This is a genomic window from Bradyrhizobium sp. SZCCHNR1002, assembly GCF_032381435.1.
Lineage (GTDB): Bacteria > Pseudomonadota > Alphaproteobacteria > Rhizobiales > Xanthobacteraceae > Bradyrhizobium > Bradyrhizobium aeschynomenes.
Genome location: NZ_JAUHIS010000005.1, coordinates 58,213 through 77,745, shown reverse-complemented (window position 1 = coordinate 77,745; position 19,533 = coordinate 58,213). Strand labels below are relative to the sequence as shown.

General features: G+C 66.1%; 17 protein-coding genes. 4 read left to right on the top strand and 13 right to left on the bottom strand.

All coding sequences use genetic code 11. From position 1 onward, the window contains the following. Window positions 1-97: 97 nt before the first annotated feature. The 5 genes from QX108_RS23030 to QX108_RS23010 form a co-directional block, all read right to left on the bottom strand. Window positions 98-478: a hypothetical protein gene (locus tag QX108_RS23030; RefSeq protein ID WP_315783033.1), complete on the bottom strand. Its 381-nt coding sequence runs from the start codon at window positions 476-478 to the stop codon at window positions 98-100. 135 nt (window positions 479-613) lie between these two features. Further along, the gene (locus tag QX108_RS23025) at window positions 614-991 is read right to left on the bottom strand and encodes a hypothetical protein (protein WP_315783032.1); all 378 of its coding nucleotides are present in this window, start codon (window positions 989-991) and stop codon (window positions 614-616) included. A 296-nt stretch (window positions 992-1,287) separates the two neighbouring features. Then, the gene (locus QX108_RS23020; RefSeq protein ID WP_315783030.1) at window positions 1,288-2,295 is read right to left on the bottom strand and encodes an Hsp33 family molecular chaperone; all 1,008 of its coding nucleotides are present in this window, start codon (window positions 2,293-2,295) and stop codon (window positions 1,288-1,290) included. 276 nt (window positions 2,296-2,571) lie between these two features. Then, a complete protein-coding gene (gene argF, locus QX108_RS23015; protein WP_315783544.1) occupies window positions 2,572-3,498 on the bottom strand; it encodes an ornithine carbamoyltransferase in 927 nt (308 codons plus the stop codon). Window positions 3,499-3,506: 8 nt separating this feature from the next. Further along, a complete protein-coding gene (locus QX108_RS23010; RefSeq protein ID WP_315783028.1) occupies window positions 3,507-4,718 on the bottom strand; it encodes an aspartate aminotransferase family protein in 1,212 nt (403 codons plus the stop codon). A gap of 472 nt (window positions 4,719-5,190) precedes the next feature. Between QX108_RS23010 and QX108_RS23005 the strand changes: the two genes are divergently transcribed. Next, window positions 5,191-5,706 carry a GcrA family cell cycle regulator gene (locus tag QX108_RS23005; RefSeq protein WP_315722489.1) on the top strand — a complete coding sequence of 172 codons (516 nt, stop codon included), beginning with the start codon at window positions 5,191-5,193 and terminating at the stop codon, window positions 5,704-5,706. A 72-nt stretch (window positions 5,707-5,778) separates the two neighbouring features. On the opposite strand, the gene QX108_RS23000 is transcribed toward QX108_RS23005, so the two are convergent. From QX108_RS23000 to QX108_RS22985, 4 genes are all read right to left on the bottom strand, one after another. Continuing rightward, complete coding sequence (locus QX108_RS23000) at window positions 5,779-7,086, bottom strand: ATP-binding protein (RefSeq protein ID WP_315722491.1); 1,308 nt, start codon at window positions 7,084-7,086, stop codon at window positions 5,779-5,781. Window positions 7,087-7,114: 28 nt separating this feature from the next. Beyond that, complete coding sequence (locus tag QX108_RS22995) at window positions 7,115-8,170, bottom strand: lysylphosphatidylglycerol synthase domain-containing protein (protein ID WP_172110303.1); 1,056 nt, start codon at window positions 8,168-8,170, stop codon at window positions 7,115-7,117. Between the two features lie 453 nt (window positions 8,171-8,623). Next, complete coding sequence (locus QX108_RS22990; protein ID WP_315783025.1) at window positions 8,624-8,929, bottom strand: hypothetical protein; 306 nt, start codon at window positions 8,927-8,929, stop codon at window positions 8,624-8,626. Between the two features lie 4 nt (window positions 8,930-8,933). Next, complete coding sequence (locus QX108_RS22985) at window positions 8,934-10,328, bottom strand: OmpA family protein (RefSeq protein ID WP_315722495.1); 1,395 nt, start codon at window positions 10,326-10,328, stop codon at window positions 8,934-8,936. Window positions 10,329-10,492: 164 nt separating this feature from the next. Here QX108_RS22985 and QX108_RS22980 point away from each other — a divergent pair, with 164 nt between their 5' ends. Beyond that, the gene (locus tag QX108_RS22980) at window positions 10,493-11,551 is read left to right on the top strand and encodes a polysaccharide deacetylase family protein (RefSeq protein WP_315783023.1); all 1,059 of its coding nucleotides are present in this window, start codon (window positions 10,493-10,495) and stop codon (window positions 11,549-11,551) included. A 115-nt stretch (window positions 11,552-11,666) separates the two neighbouring features. Beyond that, a complete protein-coding gene (locus tag QX108_RS22975) occupies window positions 11,667-12,476 on the top strand; it encodes an SDR family oxidoreductase (protein ID WP_315722498.1) in 810 nt (269 codons plus the stop codon). A gap of 83 nt (window positions 12,477-12,559) precedes the next feature. Here QX108_RS22975 and boxB read toward each other — a convergent pair whose 3' ends face one another. The 4 genes from boxB to QX108_RS22955 form a co-directional block, all read right to left on the bottom strand. Continuing rightward, window positions 12,560-14,011 carry a benzoyl-CoA 2,3-epoxidase subunit BoxB gene (boxB, locus tag QX108_RS22970; RefSeq protein WP_315783020.1) on the bottom strand — a complete coding sequence of 484 codons (1,452 nt, stop codon included), beginning with the start codon at window positions 14,009-14,011 and terminating at the stop codon, window positions 12,560-12,562. A 112-nt stretch (window positions 14,012-14,123) separates the two neighbouring features. Continuing rightward, window positions 14,124-15,812, bottom strand: a complete 1,689-nt coding sequence (gene boxC, locus QX108_RS22965) for a 2,3-epoxybenzoyl-CoA dihydrolase (RefSeq protein WP_315783018.1) — start codon at window positions 15,810-15,812, stop codon at window positions 14,124-14,126. Between the two features lie 103 nt (window positions 15,813-15,915). Beyond that, window positions 15,916-16,713, bottom strand: coding sequence for an alpha/beta hydrolase (locus tag QX108_RS22960; protein ID WP_315783016.1), 798 nt, complete (start codon window positions 16,711-16,713; stop codon window positions 15,916-15,918). Window positions 16,714-16,968: 255 nt separating this feature from the next. Continuing rightward, on the bottom strand, window positions 16,969-18,486 hold the full coding sequence (locus tag QX108_RS22955) for a benzoate-CoA ligase family protein (RefSeq protein ID WP_315783543.1): 1,518 nt from the start codon (window positions 18,484-18,486) through the stop codon (window positions 16,969-16,971). A 128-nt stretch (window positions 18,487-18,614) separates the two neighbouring features. On the opposite strand from QX108_RS22955, the gene QX108_RS22950 reads away from it, so the two are divergent. Beyond that, window positions 18,615-19,532: a helix-turn-helix transcriptional regulator gene (locus QX108_RS22950; RefSeq protein ID WP_315783014.1), complete on the top strand. Its 918-nt coding sequence runs from the start codon at window positions 18,615-18,617 to the stop codon at window positions 19,530-19,532. Window position 19,533 lies beyond the last annotated feature (1 nt).

Here is a 19,533-nt window from a genome sequence, read left to right as displayed (position 1 = left end):
CAGAGTAGCGCGACGGGCAACTGGATTACGCACCAGCGCAGGATCAGCCTCTGAAGATAACGAACTCACAAAGTTCGCCTGTCGCAGCGGATACGCTTCACATGACCCGGATCGGCGCAGTGACGCGGACGGCGCGGCCGGCCGGCCAGAATGCTTCGATCACCACCATGTCCATCCCGGTATAGCCGCGCTGGGAGACATAGATGGCCTGAACACCGGGAACGCGGCGCCGATTGCAGGCGCTCCGAACGTTGCCTTCGGGAAAAGTCGGAAAGAATCCAGCGCGACGTATTGTGACCTTGCCGTGCTCAGGCTCCTGGATGACCCGCAGCACGACCTCGCCGGCGGCGGTGCAATCCGGATTGGTCGCGCCCGCCTGATAGAGGATCACCGGCCTCCCCGACAGGACGAACTTCGTGGCGGCCTGCGCCGCCCCCATCGAAATGAGAAGACCGACCACGACCAACAGCACACGCATGCAACGCCCCCATCGACTTTCGAGCGGAACTTAGCCGCGGAGGTTGCGGTCGTCGAGGGCGTTCACACGTCGCGCCATCGAATTCGACAGACGAACGATCCGCGCGATGTCGCGCCTCCTCGGGCAGCCGATCGGTCAGACCACGCGAATGGCAACAGTGGCGCGCTGGGCACGGCCATTGGGGAAGAACACCTCGATGACGACGAGATCGTCACCGACATAGCCGCGCTGCGAGACATAGGTCACCAGGACGCCGGGCACGCGGCGTGCGTTGCACGTGCTGCGCAGATTGCCGGCCGCGTAGTTCGGAAACACGCGCGTCCTGCTGACCGAGACCCTGCCGTGCTCCGGGCCTTGCACGACCCGCACCTCGACATTGCCGAGCGCGCTGCAATCGGGATTGACCGATGTCGCATTGAACAGGATCAACGGCTTGCCCGACGGGATGACCCGCTCCGCGCGCGCCGCCACGACCGACAGCAGAAGCGAGACAACAACAAACAGCGCACGCATAGGAGTGCCCCCAGCACCTGAAGCCTGCGGGGACCTTAACTGCAGGGATTGTAGACGTCGAGATGCGCCAGCAGGAATGCGGGGCAGTGTTGCGGGCTTGCGATTTCCGGCCCCTGCGTGATGATCCATGCGCGCGCCCACGCTGGGACTCACACTGCCGTCATCGCGAGGAGCGAAGCGATGACGTGATCCAGGGCCGTGGAAACGACTCTGGATCGCTTCGCTGCGCTCGCGATGACGAGCGGAGATAGTTCGCCCGCCACTCTGCTCAGACTTGCAGAGCAAAGCTCAAGTGCTCAATTCTCCGTCACGCCCGCTTCGTGCGGCGTGAACTCATAGACCGAGGAGCAGAACTCGCAGGTGACGACGACCTTGTCGTCCTTGACCATGTCGGCGCGGTCCTGGGGCGAGAAGCTCTTCAGCATGTTGGCGACCGCATCGCGCGAGCAGGAGCAGCGCGCCTGCAGCGGCACGAGATCGAAGACGCGGACGCCGCGCTCGTGGAACAGACGATACAGCAGCCGTTCGCCCGACAGCGAGGGATCGATCAGCTCGACGTCCTCGACGGTCGCGACCAGCGACTGGCCCTCGACCCAGGCCTCGTCTTCTTCGACCGCATGCAGCTCGGTGCCCTCGGGCGCGTCGCCGGGATGCAGATCGGCCTGGCGCAGACGCTCCGGCGCCTGCGGCAGGAATTGCGTCAGCAGGCCGCCGGCGCGCCAGCGGTGCTTGCCGCCGCTCCACTCCTCGCCGACGGCGAGACGCACGCGGGTCGGGATCTGCTCGGAGCGCAGGAAGTATTCGTGCGCGGCCTCCTCCAGGCTGCCGCCGGTGAGCGCAACCAGGCCCTGGTAGCGGCTCATGTCGGGGCCCTGGTCGATGGTCATCGCCAGATGACCCTTGCCGAGCAGGCCGCCGGAATGACTTTGAGCATCCTTGGCCTCGCCGAGGCGCGCCTCGTCGTAGCGCGCATAGGCGCGCAGGCGGTCGGGCGCCTGGAAGTCGACCACCAGGAACGACACCGGACCGTCGGTCTGGGTCTGCAGGATGAAGCGGCCGTCGAACTTCAGCGAGGACCCGAGCAAGGTCGTCAGCACGATGGCCTCGCCGAGCAGCTTGCCGACCGGCGCCGGATAAGCGTGCTTGGTGAGGATGTCGTCGAGCGCGGGCCCCATGCGGGTGAGCCGCCCGCGCAGATCGAGTGCGGCGACCTCGAACGGCAGCACGGCGTCATCGACCGGCACGGCGGATGGCGCGCGGCTGGTGTCGAGGTTGATGTCGGTATCGGGGGGATTGGCTGTCATGGGGCGTATTTGGGGTTGATTGGGCCGAATGGAAGGGCATACGGGCATCCCTCGGCTGTCGTCCCGGCCTTGAGCCGGGACCCATACCGCGGATGCTATCGAGGGACGTCGGTGGTCGTCGCCCGTCTGATAGCCGACGCTAAGCCGCAATCGACGGACTAAGATCGCGGCAACGACGCAGAGCAACGGCCACTACTACAAATCAGTTCAATCACGCGGTATGGGTCCCGGCTCAAGGCCGGGACGACACCGGTGGTGGTGGGGCGCAGTCGAGACCTACGCCCGCTCGCCGAAACACCACGCCAGAATGCCCTTCTGGGCATGCAGGCGGTTTTCGGCTTCGTCGAACACCACCGACTGCGGGCCGTCGATCACCTCGTCGGTGACCTCCTCGCCGCGGTGGGCGGGCAGGCAGTGCATGAAGATCGCTTCCGGCTTCGCCAGCGACATCAGCTTGGAATTGACCTGATACGGCTTGAGCAGGTTGTGGCGATGCTCGCCGTCCTTGTCGCCCATCGAGACCCAGGTGTCGGTGATGACGCAATCGGCGTTCTTCACCGCGACGTCCGGATCATGCCCGAGATGGATGTCGGCCTTGGTGGCGCGGATGAAGTCCTTCATCGGCTTGCCCGGCGACAGCTGCGGCGGGGTGGCGACGTTGAGGCGGAACTTGAAGCGCTCGGCGGCATGCGCCCAGGAGGCCAGCACGTTGTTGTCGTCGCCGGTCCAGGCCACGGTGCGGCCCTCGATCGACCCGCGATGCTCCTCGAAGGTCATGACGTCGGCCATCACCTGGCACGGATGCGAGCGCCGCGTCAGGCCGTTGATGACCGGCACGGTGGCGTGCGCGGCGAGTTCCAGCAGCGCCTCGTGGCTGAGGATGCGGATCATGATCGCGTCGACATAGCGCGACAGCACGCGCGCGGTGTCGGCGATGGTCTCGCCGCGGCCGAGCTGCATCTCGGTGCCGGTCAGCATGATCGCCTCGCCGCCGAGCTGGCGCATGCCGACGTCGAACGACACCCGTGTGCGGGTCGACGGCTTGTCGAAGATCATCGCCAGCACCTTGCCTTCGAGCGGCTTCTTCGCCGGCTCGTTGGACTTCAGCGTCTTCTTCATCCGGCTGGACAGCGCCAGCATGTTGCGCAGCTCTTCGACCGGCATCTCGGTGAGATCGAGGAAGTGACGCGGCGTGTTGCCCATGGTCCTGCTCATGATGCGGCCGCCTGCCTGGCAGGACCGCCCGACAGCGCCGTGCAGGCGCGATCGAGCATGTCGACCGATTGTTCGATTTCGGATTCATTGACGATCAGCGGCGGCAGGAAGCGCACGACGTTGTCGCCGGCGCCGACGGTCAGCAGCTTCTGATCGCGCAACGCGGCAACAAGATCACCCGACGGCACCACCGCCTTGACGCCGATCAAAAGACCCTCGCCGCGAATTTCCGCGATGATGTCGGGATGACGGTCTTTCACCGCCGCGAGCTTCTGCTTCAACAGCAGCGACATCTTGCGGACGTGGTCGAAGAAGCCGGGCGCCAGCATCACGTCGAGCACCGCATTGGCCGCCGACACCGCCAGCGGATTGCCGCCGAAGGTCGAGCCGTGCGAGCCCGGCGTCATGCCCGAAGCCGCCTCGGCTGTCGCGAGCACCGCGCCGATCGGGAAGCCGCCGCCCAGCGCCTTGGCCAGCGACATCACGTCCGGCGTGACGCCGAGCCAGCGATGCGCGAACAGGTCGCCGGTCCGCCCCATCCCGGTTTGCACCTCGTCGATGACGAGCAACAAGCCGTTGTCGTCGCAAAGCTGGCGCAGCGACTTGTAGAAGGTGAGCGGCGCGGTGCGCACGCCGCCTTCGCCCTGCACCGGCTCGACCAGGATACCGGCCGTGTGCGGACCGATCGCCTTCTTTACCGCCTCGATGTCGCCGAAAGGCACCTGATCGAAGCCGTCCATCGGCGGACCGAAACCTTCGAGATATTTGGCGGAACCGGTCGCAGCGAGCGTCGCCAAGGTGCGGCCATGGAACGCGCCTTCGAACGTAATGATACGGTAACGTTCAGGATGGCCTTTCGCCGCGTGATATTTGCGCGTGATCTTGATCGCGCCTTCCATCGCCTCGGCGCCGGAATTGGCGAAGAACACGTAGTCCGCGAAGCTCTGCTCGCACAGCCTGGCGGCGAGGCGCTCGCCGTCCGGGCTCTTGAACAGGTTCGACATGTGCCAGAGTTTCGTCGCCTGCTCCTGCAGCGCCTTGACGAGATGCGGATGCGCATGTCCCAGCGAGTTGACGGCGACGCCGGAGGTGAAGTCGAGATAGCGATCACCATTGGTCGCGATCAGCCACGCGCCTTCGCCGCGCTCGAACGACAGATCGACCCGGGCGAATACGGGGAGAAGATGCGTAGCAGCAACACTTGTCATGGCGATCACATGAGCTGACGGGTGGCCGAGACACGCGCCATGCGATGCCATCGCGCATCAGGGACCCCACCCTGGAAAACAAAATGTGCCGCCTTTTCAAGGCGGCACGTGCACCTATTGTATGCGGGCGGCGGTGGGAGTCAACTACGCGTAAGCTGATGGGCCGGCGCCGGTCCGTGAGATTGCGGGCGCATGACATAGCTCAAAACATGCCACACGGAACCGCGGAATGTGTGGACGGTGACCACCGACTCTTGCGCGAGAGTCACGCCATATTGTAGCGTTTTCAGCGTCGAGTACGACATCTCGTGCGGCAGTTCTGATCCCTCTAGGAGTTCTCTAGTTCGCGTAACGTCCGGGTGCTTCGCGCGCTCCCGGCGAGGGATAAGGGATTCTGCCGGCAGGGGTTTTTGAGACAAATATCGCAGCGCCGTCCCAGAATTGGCCGGCGCAACGCGAAGGGAAAGGTTCGATGACGGTATTGACCTGGTCCGACGATCGCGTCGAGCAGCTGAAGAAACTCTGGGAGGCCGGACTGTCGGCCAGCCAGATCGCCGCGGAACTCGGAAACGTGACGCGCAACGCCGTGATCGGCAAGGTGCACCGGCTGGGCCTCTCCGGCCGCGCCAAGAGCCCGGCGACCGCAGCACCGCGCCAGCGCAAGGCGGCCCGTCCGGCGCAGCCGATGATGCGCGTGGCCCGTCCGGTGGCGCGCGGCAACACGGCGCTCGCACAGGTTTTCGAGGTCGAGGCAGAGCCCGATCCGGTTGCATTCGACAACGTCGTGCCGATGAACCAGCGGCTGTCGCTGCTGGAGCTCAATGAAGCGACCTGCCACTGGCCGGTCGGCGATCCCTCCAGCCCGGACTTCTTCTTCTGCGGCGGCAAGGCGCTTTCCGGCCTGCCCTATTGCGCGCAGCATTCGCGCGTCGCCTATCAGCCCGCGGCCGACCGGCGCCGCCAGCCGGCGAAGTCGACGACGCGCTGAGCGCGCGCGCCGCGCCAACTAACAAGCATGAGGATGGCCCGGCTCGCGCCGGGCCTTTTGCATTCTGGACGGTCAGGATCCGCGTTGCGGCCGAGACTGCGGGAAGCACGCCGTGAAGGCCGCGCCGTTGCGCGGCACGCTCTCGATCAGCAGCCGGCCGCGATGCCGGTTGAGGATGTGCTTCACCAGCGACAGGCCGAGGCCCGTGCCGCCCTGGGCACGGCTGTCGCCGACATCGACGCGATAGAAGCGTTCGGTCAGCCGCGGCAGATGCTCCGGCGCGATGCCGGGGCCGAAATCACGCACCTTGACCCGGATCTCCGGCGCGTTCTCGGCCGAGACGGCCTGCTCCAGCGACACCACCACGCGGCCGCCGGAGGCGCCGTATTTCAGCGCGTTCTCGATCAGGTTCTCGAACACGCGCAGCAGCTCCTCGCGATCGCCGGCAATGGTGACCGGCGCCTCCGGCAAGCTGGTCTCGATCACCACCTGGCGCTCCCTGGCCAGCGGCTCGAGACCGTCGGTGACCTGGCGGATGATCGGAACGACATCGACCAGCGTGTCGGGGCGGACATGCGCCGACAGCTCCACCCGCGACAGCGACAGCAGATCGTCGATCAGCCGCGCCATCCGCGTGGCCTGGGTATGCATGATGCCGAGGAAGCGCTCGCGCGCCTTGGGATCGTCCTTGGCCGGGCCCTGCAGGGTGTCGATGAAGCCGGACAGCGCGGCGAGCGGCGTGCGCAGCTCGTGGCTGGCATTGGCGACGAAATCGGCGCGCATCTCCTCGACCCGGCGCAGCGGGGTCAGGTCGCGGAACGTCATCAGCATGCACTTGTCGGTGCCGCCGAACGCGGTCGGCACCGGAACGGGGACGATGACCAGCTCCATCCAGCGGTCGACCGGCACGTGGTCGTGATAGCTCGCACGCCGGATCTCGGTGGTGGCGATCGCCTCGCGCAGCGCGGTGATGATCTCGGGCGAGCGCAGCGCGAACTGGGCGAGCTCGCCCTTGCGCAGAGCCGGCGCGAGCTGCGCCGCCGCCGCGTTGAGATGGATGACGCGGCCGGCGCGGTCGAGCAGCACGGCGGGATCGGGGATGCCGTCGACGACGGCGCTGACGGCCGGCGCTTCTACGGGATTGGCGTGGCGCTCCTCCTCGCGCTTGGCGACCGCGCTGTGCAGCCGCCACGGCACCAGCGCGGCGGCGGCGATGCAGAGAAACACCGCCAGCGCCCGGAGCGGCAGCAGCTCGTCGAGCAGCACCAGCCCCGCCAGCGCCAGCGCGGCGGCCAGCAGAATGATGGCCGAATGCCGCAGCCGGTCCGGCCACGGCGTGAAGATGGTCAGGTTGGAGTGGGAGGGAGCGTCGAGGGCCATCGCGTCCTAGTCTGCTCCACTTGTCGCGTCAGGCACCGGAATCGCTGCGCTTCCTCACATAAGCGGCCTCGGGTGGGGGGCCTGGATCGAGGCTGAGCGCCGCCTGGCGCAGCCGCTTCGACCTGGCGCTGATGATAACCTCCCGAAACGTCAGCAGGATTACAGAAATGAGGAACGGCGCCAAATAATACAGCATCCGGAACAGCAGCATTCCGGCGAGCAGCTCCTCGCGGTCCATCTGCCAGAGGCCGACGAGCATGGCGGCGTCGAACACGCCGAGCCCGCCCGGCGAGTGGCTGGCAAAGCCGAGCAGCGTCGCGGAGACGAAGATCACGGCGACCACGACGAAGCCGAGATTGGGCTCGTCCGGCACCAGCACGTACATCGCCAGCGCGCAGAAGCCGAGATCGACGATGCCGATCACGATCTGCAGGAGTGTCAGCGGCCCGCCCGGCAGCACCACGGTCCACGGCCCGCGGCCGACCACGCGCGGCTTGGTCCAGACCCAGGCGACATAGCCCATCAGCCCGACCAGGATGGCGATCGCCGCCATGCGGTTGACCCAGGGCGGCAGCTGGTCGATCGAGGCCGCGGCCTCCGGATGATAGCAGATGCCCATGCCGAGTACGGCGGCGTTGCCGAGCCAGAAGGTCAGGCCGGCGAGGAAGCAGATCTTGGCGACGTCGATCGCGTTCAGCCCATGGGCCGAATAGATGCGGTAGCGCACGGCGCCGCCGGTGAACACGCTGGCGCCGACATTGTGGCCGATCGAATAGCTGGTGAAGGCAGCCAGCGCGTTGATGCGATACGGCACGTGGTCGTGGCCGATCGCGCGCACCGCGAACAGGTCGTAGAAGGTCAGCGTGAAATAGCCGGCGGCGACGAACAAGGCGGCGAGCGCGATCTGGTGCGGCTCCGTGCTCTTGATCGCCTCGAGCACCTCGTAGGTGTCGATGCCGCGCAGCATGTGGTAGAGGACATAGCAGGCGACCGCGATGACGGCGATGCTGATGAGCACGCCGAGCTTGTGCAGGACTTGCTTCTCGCGCAGGAACGTGGCCGCTCCGCGTATGGCTTCAAGCATCTACACCTCTCACCGTGATCCGATCACGACGGCCGGGGACAGGGCGCCCTGGAGGTCGCCACGTCATGTGCGCATACAACGCCCTCGTAGCGCGTTTCGACGCATTGGGGAACAAGGGGCGTGTGAACAAAAGCGTACACATGGTTATACTTAGCAGGCTTTACGGAATTGCCATGCACCCTTTTGCCGCACATGGGGCAATGCGGCGGCACGGCACCGAGGCATGACGGACGGCAAGATCGCCGCACCGTCCCGTTCAACCTGCGCACCGCCGGTTAAACTTCGGTGAGGAGCGCCGATCTCCGGGCTTTTTCTGGAAGCTCCGGGCGGGCCCGACGCATGACCAGACGATAAGCGTCGGCTGCCGCTTTGACAGGCCAAGCTGTTGTCAAACCTTCGTGTCTCGCGGCCGCACGGGCTCGGCAGCAGGGGCTTACGCGGATCTCGCCCGCGTCAGGCCGCCGACCGCTGCCGCATGCTGCGGGTCACCACCAGCGCCCGCAGCCAGGTGCCGATCGCGCAGCCGAGCAGATAGGGCACGAACAGGATCAGCAGCAGATCGAGCCAGTAGCCGGCCCGGCCGGGAACGATGCAGGCGACGGTCGCCGCCACCAGTCCCGCTGCCAGCGCCGCCAGCAGCCAGGTCAGCCAGCCCGACACGCCGGGCGCCCGGTGAACCACCGCGACCCAGCCCATTGCCAGCCCGATGGCGAAGGCCCCGGCCAGCCAGCCCCAGTGGAAGGCAATCAGATAGGCCATGACGTCACCTCACCACGAATTCGATGCGCCGGTTCTGCGCCCGGCCGTCGCCGGTGTCGTTCGACGCGACCGGTTGAGTGCTGCCATAGCCGATCGCCGAGAAGCGGTCGGCCGGCAGCCCGGCCCTGGTCAGGTAGTCGACCACGGCCTGCGCGCGCTTCTGCGACAGCACCTGATTTGCAGCCGCATCGCCCTCGCCGTCGGTGTGGCCGATGATCTCGACATTGGCGGTGGGGCAGCGGAAGGCGATCTCGACCATGCGGTCCAGCAGGCCGGTGGAATCCCGGTCGAGGTCGCTGCGGCCGGTCTCGAAGCGGATCTTGGCCTTGCCGAGTACGTTCGTGAACAGCTGCTGGCACACCGTCGGGTCGACCGGGGCTGCGGCCGGCTTGACCGTGATCTCCGCCTTGACCTGCCAGCCCTGCGGGACCTCCTTGGCGAGCCCCGTCCGGATCTGGGCGGCGGCGGCATCATAGAGCGCATCGCCGGAAATCTTGATGTCGCGATCCGAGACCACCAGCGTGCCGGTCGACAGCCGCGACAGCGCGCCGAGCGCCGGCACCACCGCGTTCACGAAATTCGTCGGCGCACCGATGCTGTTCTTGAGATTGTCGACGACCTTCTCGTTGAAGAACTTGCGTGAGGACGAGCCGACCACGACGGCATGGATGTTCTCGTCGGGCACGTTGCCGGCGAGCGTCACGGTGACCGCGACCGGATCCTTGTAGGCCTGGAAGATGTAGGGCGGCGCCTTGACCTCGTTATTGGCGACCTTGAAGCCGTCCGGCAGCTTGCCGAGCGCGGCGGCGATCGACTCGCGGCCGCCGAGCTCGCGCGCCATGCCGGTCAGCGTGACGTCGCCATCCGAGATCGTGAACCGGCCGTCCTTCAGCTTGCCGATCTGGCCGATCAGCAGCAGCGCGGCGTCCTCGAAGCGGGCCGGCGCGCCACGCGCCAGCCCCATCTGGTCCGCGACCTCGACGCCGGGCAGCGCCGCACGCGTCGCCTCCATCAGCCTGCCCTTGAGCGCCGGCAGCGGCGCGCTGCCGCCCAGGGTCACGCGGACGACGTCGCGCTCGGCCGACCACACGAAGGGCTTGGCCTCGGGCACCAGCCGGGTCTGGTCGTTGACGAGCCGCACGCCGGCGACGGCATCGACCGCAGACACGGCATCACGGCGTCCGGCCTCGGAAAACGCGTCGGCGCGCAGCGAGACGTCGCGGCCATCGACGGCGATGCTGGTCTTGTCGAGAACGGCCCCCTTGAGTGCGGCCGAACTGCGGCCCGCGAGATCATTTTCCAGCGGAACGGTGCTGGTCCAGGCGGCAAAGCCCCAAAGCACGATCAGCGGGATGACGCCGGGCCACCATTTGCCGCTCCACCTGAAAAGTCCGCGCATTCGTCATCCGTCGCATCGAGGAAGCAGAGAGAAAACAAACCCTTGCGGGCCTGTCAAACCGGAAATCATCGCGGCCCTCCGGTACGTTTCGACCGGAGGCTAAGGGTTTCTTCAATCATTCGTCGGTAACCTTGTCCCGACATCCACCGGGCCGCTTATTTCAGATGAGGCGATTTCGCAAAACCTTTATCCGCGCCGGCCTGGAAGCGCTGTATCTCAGCGGCGCGCATGTCTGGCTGCGACCAATCTTCTCAGGCGTCGGCGCGATCTATACGCTGCATCACGTGCGGCCGCGGCGCGACGCCGATTTCCAGCCCAATTGTCATCTGGAAGTCACCCCCGAATTCCTCCGCGAGATGCTGTCGCATCTGCGCGACCACGACATCGAGATCATCACGCTCGGCGAGTTGCACCACCGGCTGGTGGAGCGCAATTTCGCGCGCCGCTTTGCCTGCTTCACCTTCGACGACGGCTATCGCGACAACCGCGACTATGCGCTGCCGGTCATGCGCGAGTTCGACGCACCGTTCACGATCTATGTGACGAGCGACTTCGCGGAAGGCCGCGGACGGCTGTGGTGGGTGGCGCTCGAGCTCGTCGTCGCGAAGGCCGAGGCGATCGACATCGAGATCGGCGGCCTTGCGCTGCGGCTCGATGCATCGACGCCGGCAGCCAAATGCGTGACGTTCCAGCGCCTGCACGACTGGCTGCGGTCGTTGCCCGGGGACCACGACATCCAACGCGAGATCGGCGCGCTATGCGCCAGGAACGGCATCGACGACGCCTCGATCTGCCGCGAGCTCTGCATGTCCTGGGACGAGTTGAAGGCGCTGTCGGCCGAGCCGCTCGTCTCGATCGGCGCGCATTCGATCAGCCACTGCAATCTCGCCAAGCTGAGCGAGGAGACGGCGCGGATCGAGATTGCCGAAAGCCGGACGCGGATCGAGACCGAGTTGCAGCGATCCGTGCTGCACATGGCCTATCCCTACGGCGATCGCGCCGCCGCAGCGCAGCGGGAATTCGTGCTGGCCGCGGCGAGCGGCTACAAGACTGCGGTGACGACGCGGCCCGGCATGATCTTCGCCGAGAGCGCCGATCATCTCACCGCTCTGTCGCGCGTCTCGTTGAACGGACACTACCAGGATGCCCGCGTGCTGCCGGTGCTGACCTCCGGCGCGGCGACCGCGATGTGGAACGGCTTCCGCCGCATCGACGCGGCGTAAGGCCGCCCCACGCCCTCCTCCGACCAAATTTCGGCGCATTCGCGCGACTGCGTCTCACTTGACAGTGCCGGCGCGTCCTGCCCACAAGCGCACGACATAAGGAAAGGGAGGCACCATGCTCAACAATCTGTTCTCGCTCGAAGGGCGCATCGCGCTCGTCACCGGCGGCTCGCGCGGCATCGGCAGGATGATCGCCTCCGGCCTGCTCGCGCATGGCGCGGCGCGGGTCTACATCACCGCGCGCAAGGCCGGTCCGTGCGAGGAGACTGCGAAGGCGCTGACGGCGGAATATGGCGGCGAATGCATCGCGCTGCCGATCGACATCTCGACCATGACCGGCATCGACATGCTCGCCGCCGAGATCAGGAAACGCGAGCCCAAGCTCGACATCCTCGTCAACAATGCCGGCGCTGCCTGGGGCGCGGAGTTCGACGAGTTTCCCGAGAGCGGCTGGGACAAGGTGATGAATCTGAACCTGAAGACGCCGTTCTTCCTCACCAAGGCGCTGGCGGCTCCCCTGCGCGCAGCAGCGAGCGCCGAGCGGCCGGCCAAGGTGATCAACATCGCCTCGATCGACGGCATCTTCGTCAATCCGCTGGAGACCTATTCCTATGCGGCGAGCAAGTCCGGCCTGATCCATCTGACGCGGCGCATGGCGGCGAAGCTGATCAAGGACCACATCGTGGTGACGGCGATCGCACCGGGCCCGTTCAAGTCCGACATGAACAAGGCGGCGCGCGACAATGCCGACGAGGTCGCCGCGCGCGTGCCGGCCGGCCGCATCGGCACCGATGAGGACATGGCGGGAACGGCGATCTTCCTGGCGTCGCGCGCCGGCGACTACGTGGTGGGCAATACGATCGCGGTGGACGGCGGCATCGTCTACGCGAACCCGGGCATTCCGGGCGCGGGCTGGGATAGCTGAGGCCGAATAGCGAATAGCGAATAGCGAATAGCGAATAGGCCAATATCCCTACTCGCTATTCGCCACTCCCTATTCGCCTCTCATCAGGTCTCGATCTTCACGTACTCGAAATCGCCCGGCTTGTTGTCGATGCCGACCTTGGGCGGAGCGATCCAGGAGGCGTATTCGCCGATCTCGGTGACCGGCTTCATCAGCGAGGAGATGTAGGCGCCGTCGTCGGCCGAGGGCAGCCAGTCGCCCTTGCGCTTCTGCCAGGTGCCCGCGTCGATCAGGATGCCGTCGGGCGTCGCATGGACGTCCTTGAACTCGCCGATCGCGCGGTGGAAAGCGGTATGCGGCAGCTTCAGCTCGAAGTCGTAGCCGGCCGTGGTGATGATCTTGTTCCAGCGCAACAGACCCTTGATGCAGTCCTGCGAGTAGTCGTCGCGCAGGCGCATGTTGAGTGCAGTCAGCGCCGGCTCGTCGACGCGCTTGATCTCGCCATCGACCAGTTTGAGCACCGGATAGGTCGAGTTCTTGAGCTGGTGATCGTCCTGGATCTGGGTCTCGTGGTAGCGGCCCTTGATGCCGGCGTTGAAGGCGTTCGCCGCGTTGGTCGAGACCTCCGAGCCGAACAGATCGAGCGACAGCGTGTAGTGCAGGTTCAGCTTCTTCTGGATGGTCGGCAGGTCGATGACGCCGAGCGCGCGCACCTTGGCGATATCGGTGGGATCATCGATGCCGGCGGCGCGCATCGCATCGACGGTGCGCTGGATGACGCGGCCGACGCCGGTCTCGCCGACGAACATGTGGTGCGCCTCTTCGGTCAGCATGAAGCGGCAGGTGCGCGACAGCGGATCGAAGCCGGACTGCGCGAGCGAGTGCAGCTGCATCTTGCCGTCGCGGTCGGTGAAGTAGGTGAACATGAAGAAAGACAGCCAGTCCGGCGTCTTCTCGTTGAAGGCGCCGAGCATGCGTGGGCTGTCCGCATCGCCCGAGCGGCGGCGCAGGAGCTCGTCGGCCTCCTCGCGGCCGTCGCGGCCGAAATATTTCTGCAGCAGGTAGACCATCGCCCAGAGGTGACGGCCCTCCTCGACGTTGACCTGGAACAGGTTGCGCATGTCGTAGAGCGACGGCGCGGTCTTGCCGAGATGGCGCTGCTGCTCGACCGAGGCCGGCTCGGTGTCGCCCTGGATCACGATCAGGCGGCGCATCAGCGCGCGGTATTCGCCGGGGACCTCCTGCCAGGCCGGCTCGCCGTAATGCTCGCCGAACGGGATCTTGCGATCCTCTTCCTGCGGGGCCAGCAGGATGCCCCAGCGATAATCGGGCATCTTGACGTAGTCGAACTTGGCCCAGCCGCGCGGATCGACCGAATAGGCCGTGCGCAGATACACCAGCGACTGCTGGAAGCCCTCGGGCCCCATGTCGTTCCACCAATCGACATAGCCGGGATGCCAGCCCTCAAGGGCCTTGAGGACCTGACGGTCCTCAGCGAGATTCACGTTGTTGGGGATCTTCGTGCTGTAGTCGACGTTCATGATATTCATATTCATCGCCGTGCTCCTTGGCCGGCGAATAGCGAATGGCGAGTAGCGAATGGAGCACCGCCCAATTCGCAACACCCCTATTCCCTATTCGCACCTCCCTATTCGCTCTTCTCTGCTCTCAGACTCTCGTCATGTCATACTGCGGCCGCTCGCCGGTGCCGTAGCGCCGGAGCGCGCCGTCCTCGCCGACCGCGTTGGGGCGCTGGAAGATCCAGTTCTGCCAGGCGGTCAGGCGGGCGAAGATCTTCGACTCCATCGTCTCGGGACCGGCAAAGCGCAGATTGGCTTCGAGACCGGTGAGGCTGTCGGGCGAGAAGCTGGCGCGCTCCTCGAGGAAGACGCGGATCTCGTCCTCCCAGTCGATGTCATCCAGCGCGAAAGTGACGAGCCCGAGCTCCTCGGCTTCATCGGCCTCCAGCGGCTTGCCGACGTGCTCATGCACGCGCTCGAGCCCGTTGGGGTCGTCGAGAAAGCGCGACTGCAGCCGGGTCAGGCCGTGGCTCATCGGGTAGGGGCCGAAATTCATCGCCGACAGTTCGATCGCCGGCGCCGGGCGGTTGTCGCCCTGGATGGTGCCGATCAGCATGTAGGAGCGGTCGGAGGCGAACACGAGCTCGGCCAAGGTGCCAGCGAAGCAGGAGCCGGGCTCGACCAGGGTCACCAGCGTGCGCGACGTGACGTCGATGCGCTTGAGCACGCGCTTCCAATAATGCCTGATCTCGTTGACCAACCAGTGCGCCTTGTTGGCCTCGAGGAACGCATCGTGCGCGAGCACCTGGGCGCGGTCGCCATGCGACTTGAACACCAGCATCGCGATGCCGAGCTCGTTGATGCGCAGATGCAGGATGGCGTCGTCGAGCTCGCGCGCGACCTGCAGCGGCCAGAACGACGCGCCCTGCCCGATCATGCCGTCGACATCCGCCGGCGGCGCGGCCTCGGGCGCCGAGATCGTGATGGTGGCGATGCGGGCGGCACGGTCGATATCGACATTGACGAAGCCGTAGCGCACGCTCGACGCATCGATCACGCGCTTCAGCGGCGTCAACTGAACGCCCTTGCCGCTGCCGTTGCGCTTGGAGGCCGCGGCGAACTCCTTGGCACGCTCGGCGACCTTGGCATCGACCTTGGAATTCGGCGCGATCTCGTCGACCAGGCGCCACTGCACGGCGCGCTTGCCCTTGACGCCCTCTTCCGTGGTGCAGAACGCGTCCGCGCGGTCGCGGCGCACCTTGCGCTTGTCGACGACGCGGGTGAGACCGCCGGTGCCCGGCAGCACCGCGAGCAGCGGCACCTCCGGCAGCGACACCGAGGATGAGCCGTCATCGGCGAGGATGATGTGATCGGTGGCGAGAGCGAGCTCATAGCCGCCGCCGGCCGCGGTGCCGTTGACGACGGTGATGAAGCGCTGGCCGGAATTCTCGGATGAATCCTCGAAGCCGTTGCGGGTCTCGTTGGTGAACTTGCAGAAGTTCACCTTGTGGGCGTGGGTGGCGCCCGCCAGCATGCGGATGTTGGCGCCGGCGCAGAACACGCGCGGCTTGGCCGAGCGCAGCACCACGACCTTCACTTGCGGATGTTCGAAGCGCAGCCGCTGCACGGCATCCGCCAGCTCGATGTCGACGCCGAGATCATACGAATTGAGCTTGAGCTGGTAGCCCTCGAACAGGCCGCCATTCTCATCGACGTCCATGGCGAGCGTCGCCACCTCGCCCTCGATCGAGAGCTTCCAATGCTTGTAGCGGGACGGATCGGTCTGAAAATCGATGAACGTCTTGCCTCCCGCGAGCACGCGGTCTTCCCCGGCCATGAGTCACCCTTACGTTGGAGTGCTTTATCGTTGAGATGTAAAATAATGCATGTTCTGGCTGACGTCTACGCCAAAAAGACTAAACATGCATTTTATTTCATGTTCATGAGCCCGGCGCCGGCAGGGTGGCGGCCGCGAATTCGGCGATGACCCGCAAGGTCGCCTCGGGCGCCTCGCGATGCGGGGAATGGCCGGTCTTGGGCAGCATCGCGACCTCGACCGGGCAATAGCACTCCTCCTGGATGATCTCGACCTGGCGGACGGTGCCGTACTGATCGTCGACGCCCTGGATCACGGCCACGGGGACGCGGATGTAGGCGAGATCGCCGGTGATATCCCAGGCGCGGAACGCCGGATCGAGCCAGGCGCCGTTCCAGCCATGAAACGCGTTGTCGACGTCCTTGTGCCAGCGCGCGAGCTTGGCGCGCAGCTCAGTGGTTTCGTAGGCCGTCTTGATCGCGGCGATGGACGCCACCGAGACGTCCTCGACGACGACATGGGGGGCGATCAGCACGATGCCGTCGAGGCGATGATCGGCGCGGCTGCCGGCATAGATTGCCGCGATCGACGCGCCATCGGAATGGCCGACGAGAAGGCCGCGCCGAAAGCCGATCGCATCGAGCAGCTTCGGCAGCACGTCGCGCGCCTCGCGCTGCATGTAGTCGAGCGGACGCGGCAGGCGCACGGCGCTGGAGGCGCCGTAGCCGGCGCGGGAATAGGCGAACACCGACGTGCCGGTGGCTTGCTGGAGCTTGTCGGGGAAATCGCCCCACAGGCCGACCGAGCCGAGGCCCTCGTGCAGCAGCACGATGCACGGAGCATCGGACGGCTGCGGGCCGATCAAGCAATATTCGAGTGAGGCGCCGTCGATGGCGAGGAAGCCAGATGCAGGCAGGGTCATCGCGATCTCCACGCTGAATTCAGTGTTGTGAGATGCCCGTCGGCACGCTCGGTCTCGGCCTCTCCCCGCGCGCGGGGAGAGGCCGGATGGCATCGCCAGATGCCATCCGGGTGAGGGGGGCTCTCCGCGCGGTCGGTGCCCGCAACTGCCGCAGAGTGACAACTCGCACCACTCGTGCGGCTGCCCCTCACCCCAACCCTCTCCCCGTGAAGAACGGGGAGAGGGAGCGCAGCGTCGCCTGGGCTGGAGCGCGAGCTAATTAGCTCCCTCGCGGAGCTTGAAGCGCTGGATCTTGCCGGTGGCGGTTTTCGGCAAGGAGTCCACCACCTCGATCCAGCGCGGATATTTCCACGGGCCGATCTTCTGCTTGACGTGATCCTTCAGCGCCTCGTGCAATGTCGCGCGATCGACGCTCGGGCGCAGCACGACATAGGCCTTCGGCTTCAGCAGTCCTTCCCCATCGGCTTCCGGCACGACCGCGGCTTCCAGCACCGAGGGATGCGTGATCAGCGCGCTCTCGACCTCGAACGGCGACACCCAGATGCCGGAGACCTTGAACATGTCGTCGGAGCGGCCGCAGAAGGTGTAGCGGCCCTCGGCGTCGCGGACGTATTTGTCGCCGGTGCGCGTCCAGTAGCCCTCGAAGGTCGAACGGGTCTTGTGGCGCTGATTCCAGTAGCCCTCGCCGGCCGAGGGCGCATGCACCAGCATCTCGCCGACCTCGCCGTCCGGCACGTCCTGCCCGGCCTCGTTGACGAGGCGGACCTGATAGCCCGGCACGGGACGCCCCGAAGAGCCGTACTTGATGTCGCCCGGCGCGTTCGACAGAAAGATGTGCAGCAATTCGGTGGAGCCGACGCCGTCGAGAATGTCGACGCCGAAGCGCGCCTTCCAGGCATTGCCGACCGATTCCGGCAGCGCCTCGCCGGCCGAGGTGCAGATGCGCAAGGCGCTACCCGCCTTCTCGTGGCGCAGCGACTCGTCGTGCAGCATCGCCGCGAACAGCGTGGGCACGCCGTAGAAGATGGTCGGGTTGAAGCGGTTGAGCAGCTTGAACATCAAAGCCGGCGTCGGGCGCTCGGAGTTGAGGATCGTGGTGGCGCCGACCGACAGCGGGAATGTCAGCGCGTTGCCGAGGCCATAGGCAAAGAACAGCTTGGCGGCGGACAGGCAGACGTCGTTCTCGCGGATGCCGAGCACCTGGCTGGCGTAGGTCTCTGCCGTTGCGGCGAGATTGCCATGCAGATGGCGTACGCCCTTGGGCATGCCGGTCGAGCCGGACGAATACAGCCAGAACGCCGGCTCGTCCTCGTGGGTGGCGACGGTGTCGAACTGATCGCTCTCGCGCGCGAGCTCTTCGGACAGCAGCTTGTGGCCGAACGCGTTGCTGCCGGAGACGACCACGCAGTCGAGATCGGGCATCCGCCCGACGATGTCTTTGACCACAGGATACAGCGCCTCGGAGACGAACAGCACGCGGGCGCGGCAGTCGGCCAGCACATAGGCGTATTGCTCCGAGGTCAGCAGCGTGTTCAGCGGCACCGGCACGATACCGGCGCGCATCGCGCCGAGGAACACCGCGGGAAAATCCACCGTGTCGAGCATGATCATCGCCACGCGCTCCTCGCGGCGGACGCCGAGGCGGCGCAGCAGATTGGCGACGCGGCAGGTCCTAAGCTGCAGGCCGCGATAGGTCAGCTCGGAGACCGTGTCCGTGTAGGCGAGCTTGTCGCCACGTCCCGCCTCGACATTGCGGTCGAGCAACCACGACACCGCATTGTACGACTTCACGGCGTTCCTCCCCCGATTTTTGAATTATAATTCATAGAAGGCCACCAACATCGCTTGCTGTCAATCCTCCTCGGCATTATGTTTCCTAGTCAAAAGAGTACCTCAGGGATATGACGCCAGACAGCGACGCCCCGCGCGACGGCCAATCCGCAGCCGAGACCGATTTCCTCGACCAGCTGGGCCAGCGGGTGCGGCGGATGCGCGGCCTTGCCGGCATGTCGCGCAAGGTGCTGGCCGAGGTCTCCGGCATTTCCGAGCGCTACATCGCCCAGCTCGAAAGCGGCAAAGGCAACGTCTCGATCGTGCTGCTGCGCCGCATCGCAAACGCCATCAACGCACCGCTCGACGACATCATTCCCGGCGGCGAGCCGTCGCCGGACTGGCCGGTCATCCGCGATCTCCTGAAGAAGGCGAGCCCGAGCCAGATCGCGCAGGTCAAGGAGCTGCTCGCCGGCGGAGCCTCGGCGCCGCTGCGGCGGACGTTCTCCGGCATTGCGCTGATCGGGCTGCGCGGCGCCGGCAAGTCGACGCTGGGCCGGATGCTGGCGGAGCGGATCGGCTGGAGCTTCGTCGAGCTCAACAAGGAGATCGAGCGGCAGAATGGGCTCTCGGTCGCCGAGATCATCGCCCTCTACGGCCAGGAAGGCTTTCGCCGCATGGAGCAGGCGGCGCTGGTGCAGTTGCTCGCGCGGAAGGAGCTGATGGTGCTGGCGACCGGCGGCGGCATCGTCTCAGAGCCGGTGACCTTCGACCTGATCCTGAATGCGTTCTACACGATCTGGCTCAAGGCCGAGCCGGAGGAGCACATGGGGCGCGTGCGCAAGCAGGGCGACCTGCGGCCGATGGCCGACGACCGCTCCGCGATGGCCGAGCTGCGCAACATTCTCGCCAGCCGCGAGCCGCTGTATGCGCGGGCGAATGCGGTGGTGGATACGGCCGGGCTGACGGTGGACGCGGCCGCCGCGCGGCTCGGCGAGGCGGTGAAGCCGGTCATTGCCAACGAAGCCCGGATGTTCGCGCGGGGGTGAG

Excerpts from the sequence above, each read along its gene's own strand:
- QX108_RS23030 (WP_315783033.1), bottom strand. The coding sequence starts at position 478 with ATGCGTGTGCTGTTGGTCGTGGTCGGTCTTCTCATTTCGATGGGGGCG.
- QX108_RS23025 (WP_315783032.1), bottom strand. The coding sequence starts at position 991 with ATGCGTGCGCTGTTTGTTGTTGTCTCGCTTCTGCTGTCGGTCGTGGCG.
- QX108_RS23020 (WP_315783030.1), bottom strand. The coding sequence starts at position 2,295 with ATGACAGCCAATCCCCCCGATACCGACATCAACCTCGACACCAGCCGC.
- argF (WP_315783544.1), bottom strand. The coding sequence starts at position 3,498 with ATGGGCAACACGCCGCGTCACTTCCTCGATCTCACCGAGATGCCGGTC.
- QX108_RS23010 (WP_315783028.1), bottom strand. The coding sequence starts at position 4,718 with ATGACAAGTGTTGCTGCTACGCATCTTCTCCCCGTATTCGCCCGGGTC.
- QX108_RS23005 (WP_315722489.1), top strand. The coding sequence starts at position 5,191 with ATGACGGTATTGACCTGGTCCGACGATCGCGTCGAGCAGCTGAAGAAA.
- QX108_RS23000 (WP_315722491.1), bottom strand. The coding sequence starts at position 7,086 with ATGGCCCTCGACGCTCCCTCCCACTCCAACCTGACCATCTTCACGCCG.
- QX108_RS22995 (WP_172110303.1), bottom strand. The coding sequence starts at position 8,170 with ATGCTTGAAGCCATACGCGGAGCGGCCACGTTCCTGCGCGAGAAGCAA.
- QX108_RS22990 (WP_315783025.1), bottom strand. The coding sequence starts at position 8,929 with ATGGCCTATCTGATTGCCTTCCACTGGGGCTGGCTGGCCGGGGCCTTC.
- QX108_RS22985 (WP_315722495.1), bottom strand. The coding sequence starts at position 10,328 with ATGCGCGGACTTTTCAGGTGGAGCGGCAAATGGTGGCCCGGCGTCATC.
- QX108_RS22980 (WP_315783023.1), top strand. The coding sequence starts at position 10,493 with ATGAGGCGATTTCGCAAAACCTTTATCCGCGCCGGCCTGGAAGCGCTG.
- QX108_RS22975 (WP_315722498.1), top strand. The coding sequence starts at position 11,667 with ATGCTCAACAATCTGTTCTCGCTCGAAGGGCGCATCGCGCTCGTCACC.
- boxB (WP_315783020.1), bottom strand. The coding sequence starts at position 14,011 with ATGAATATGAATATCATGAACGTCGACTACAGCACGAAGATCCCCAAC.
- boxC (WP_315783018.1), bottom strand. The coding sequence starts at position 15,812 with ATGGCCGGGGAAGACCGCGTGCTCGCGGGAGGCAAGACGTTCATCGAT.
- QX108_RS22960 (WP_315783016.1), bottom strand. The coding sequence starts at position 16,713 with ATGACCCTGCCTGCATCTGGCTTCCTCGCCATCGACGGCGCCTCACTC.
- QX108_RS22950 (WP_315783014.1), top strand. The coding sequence starts at position 18,615 with ATGACGCCAGACAGCGACGCCCCGCGCGACGGCCAATCCGCAGCCGAG.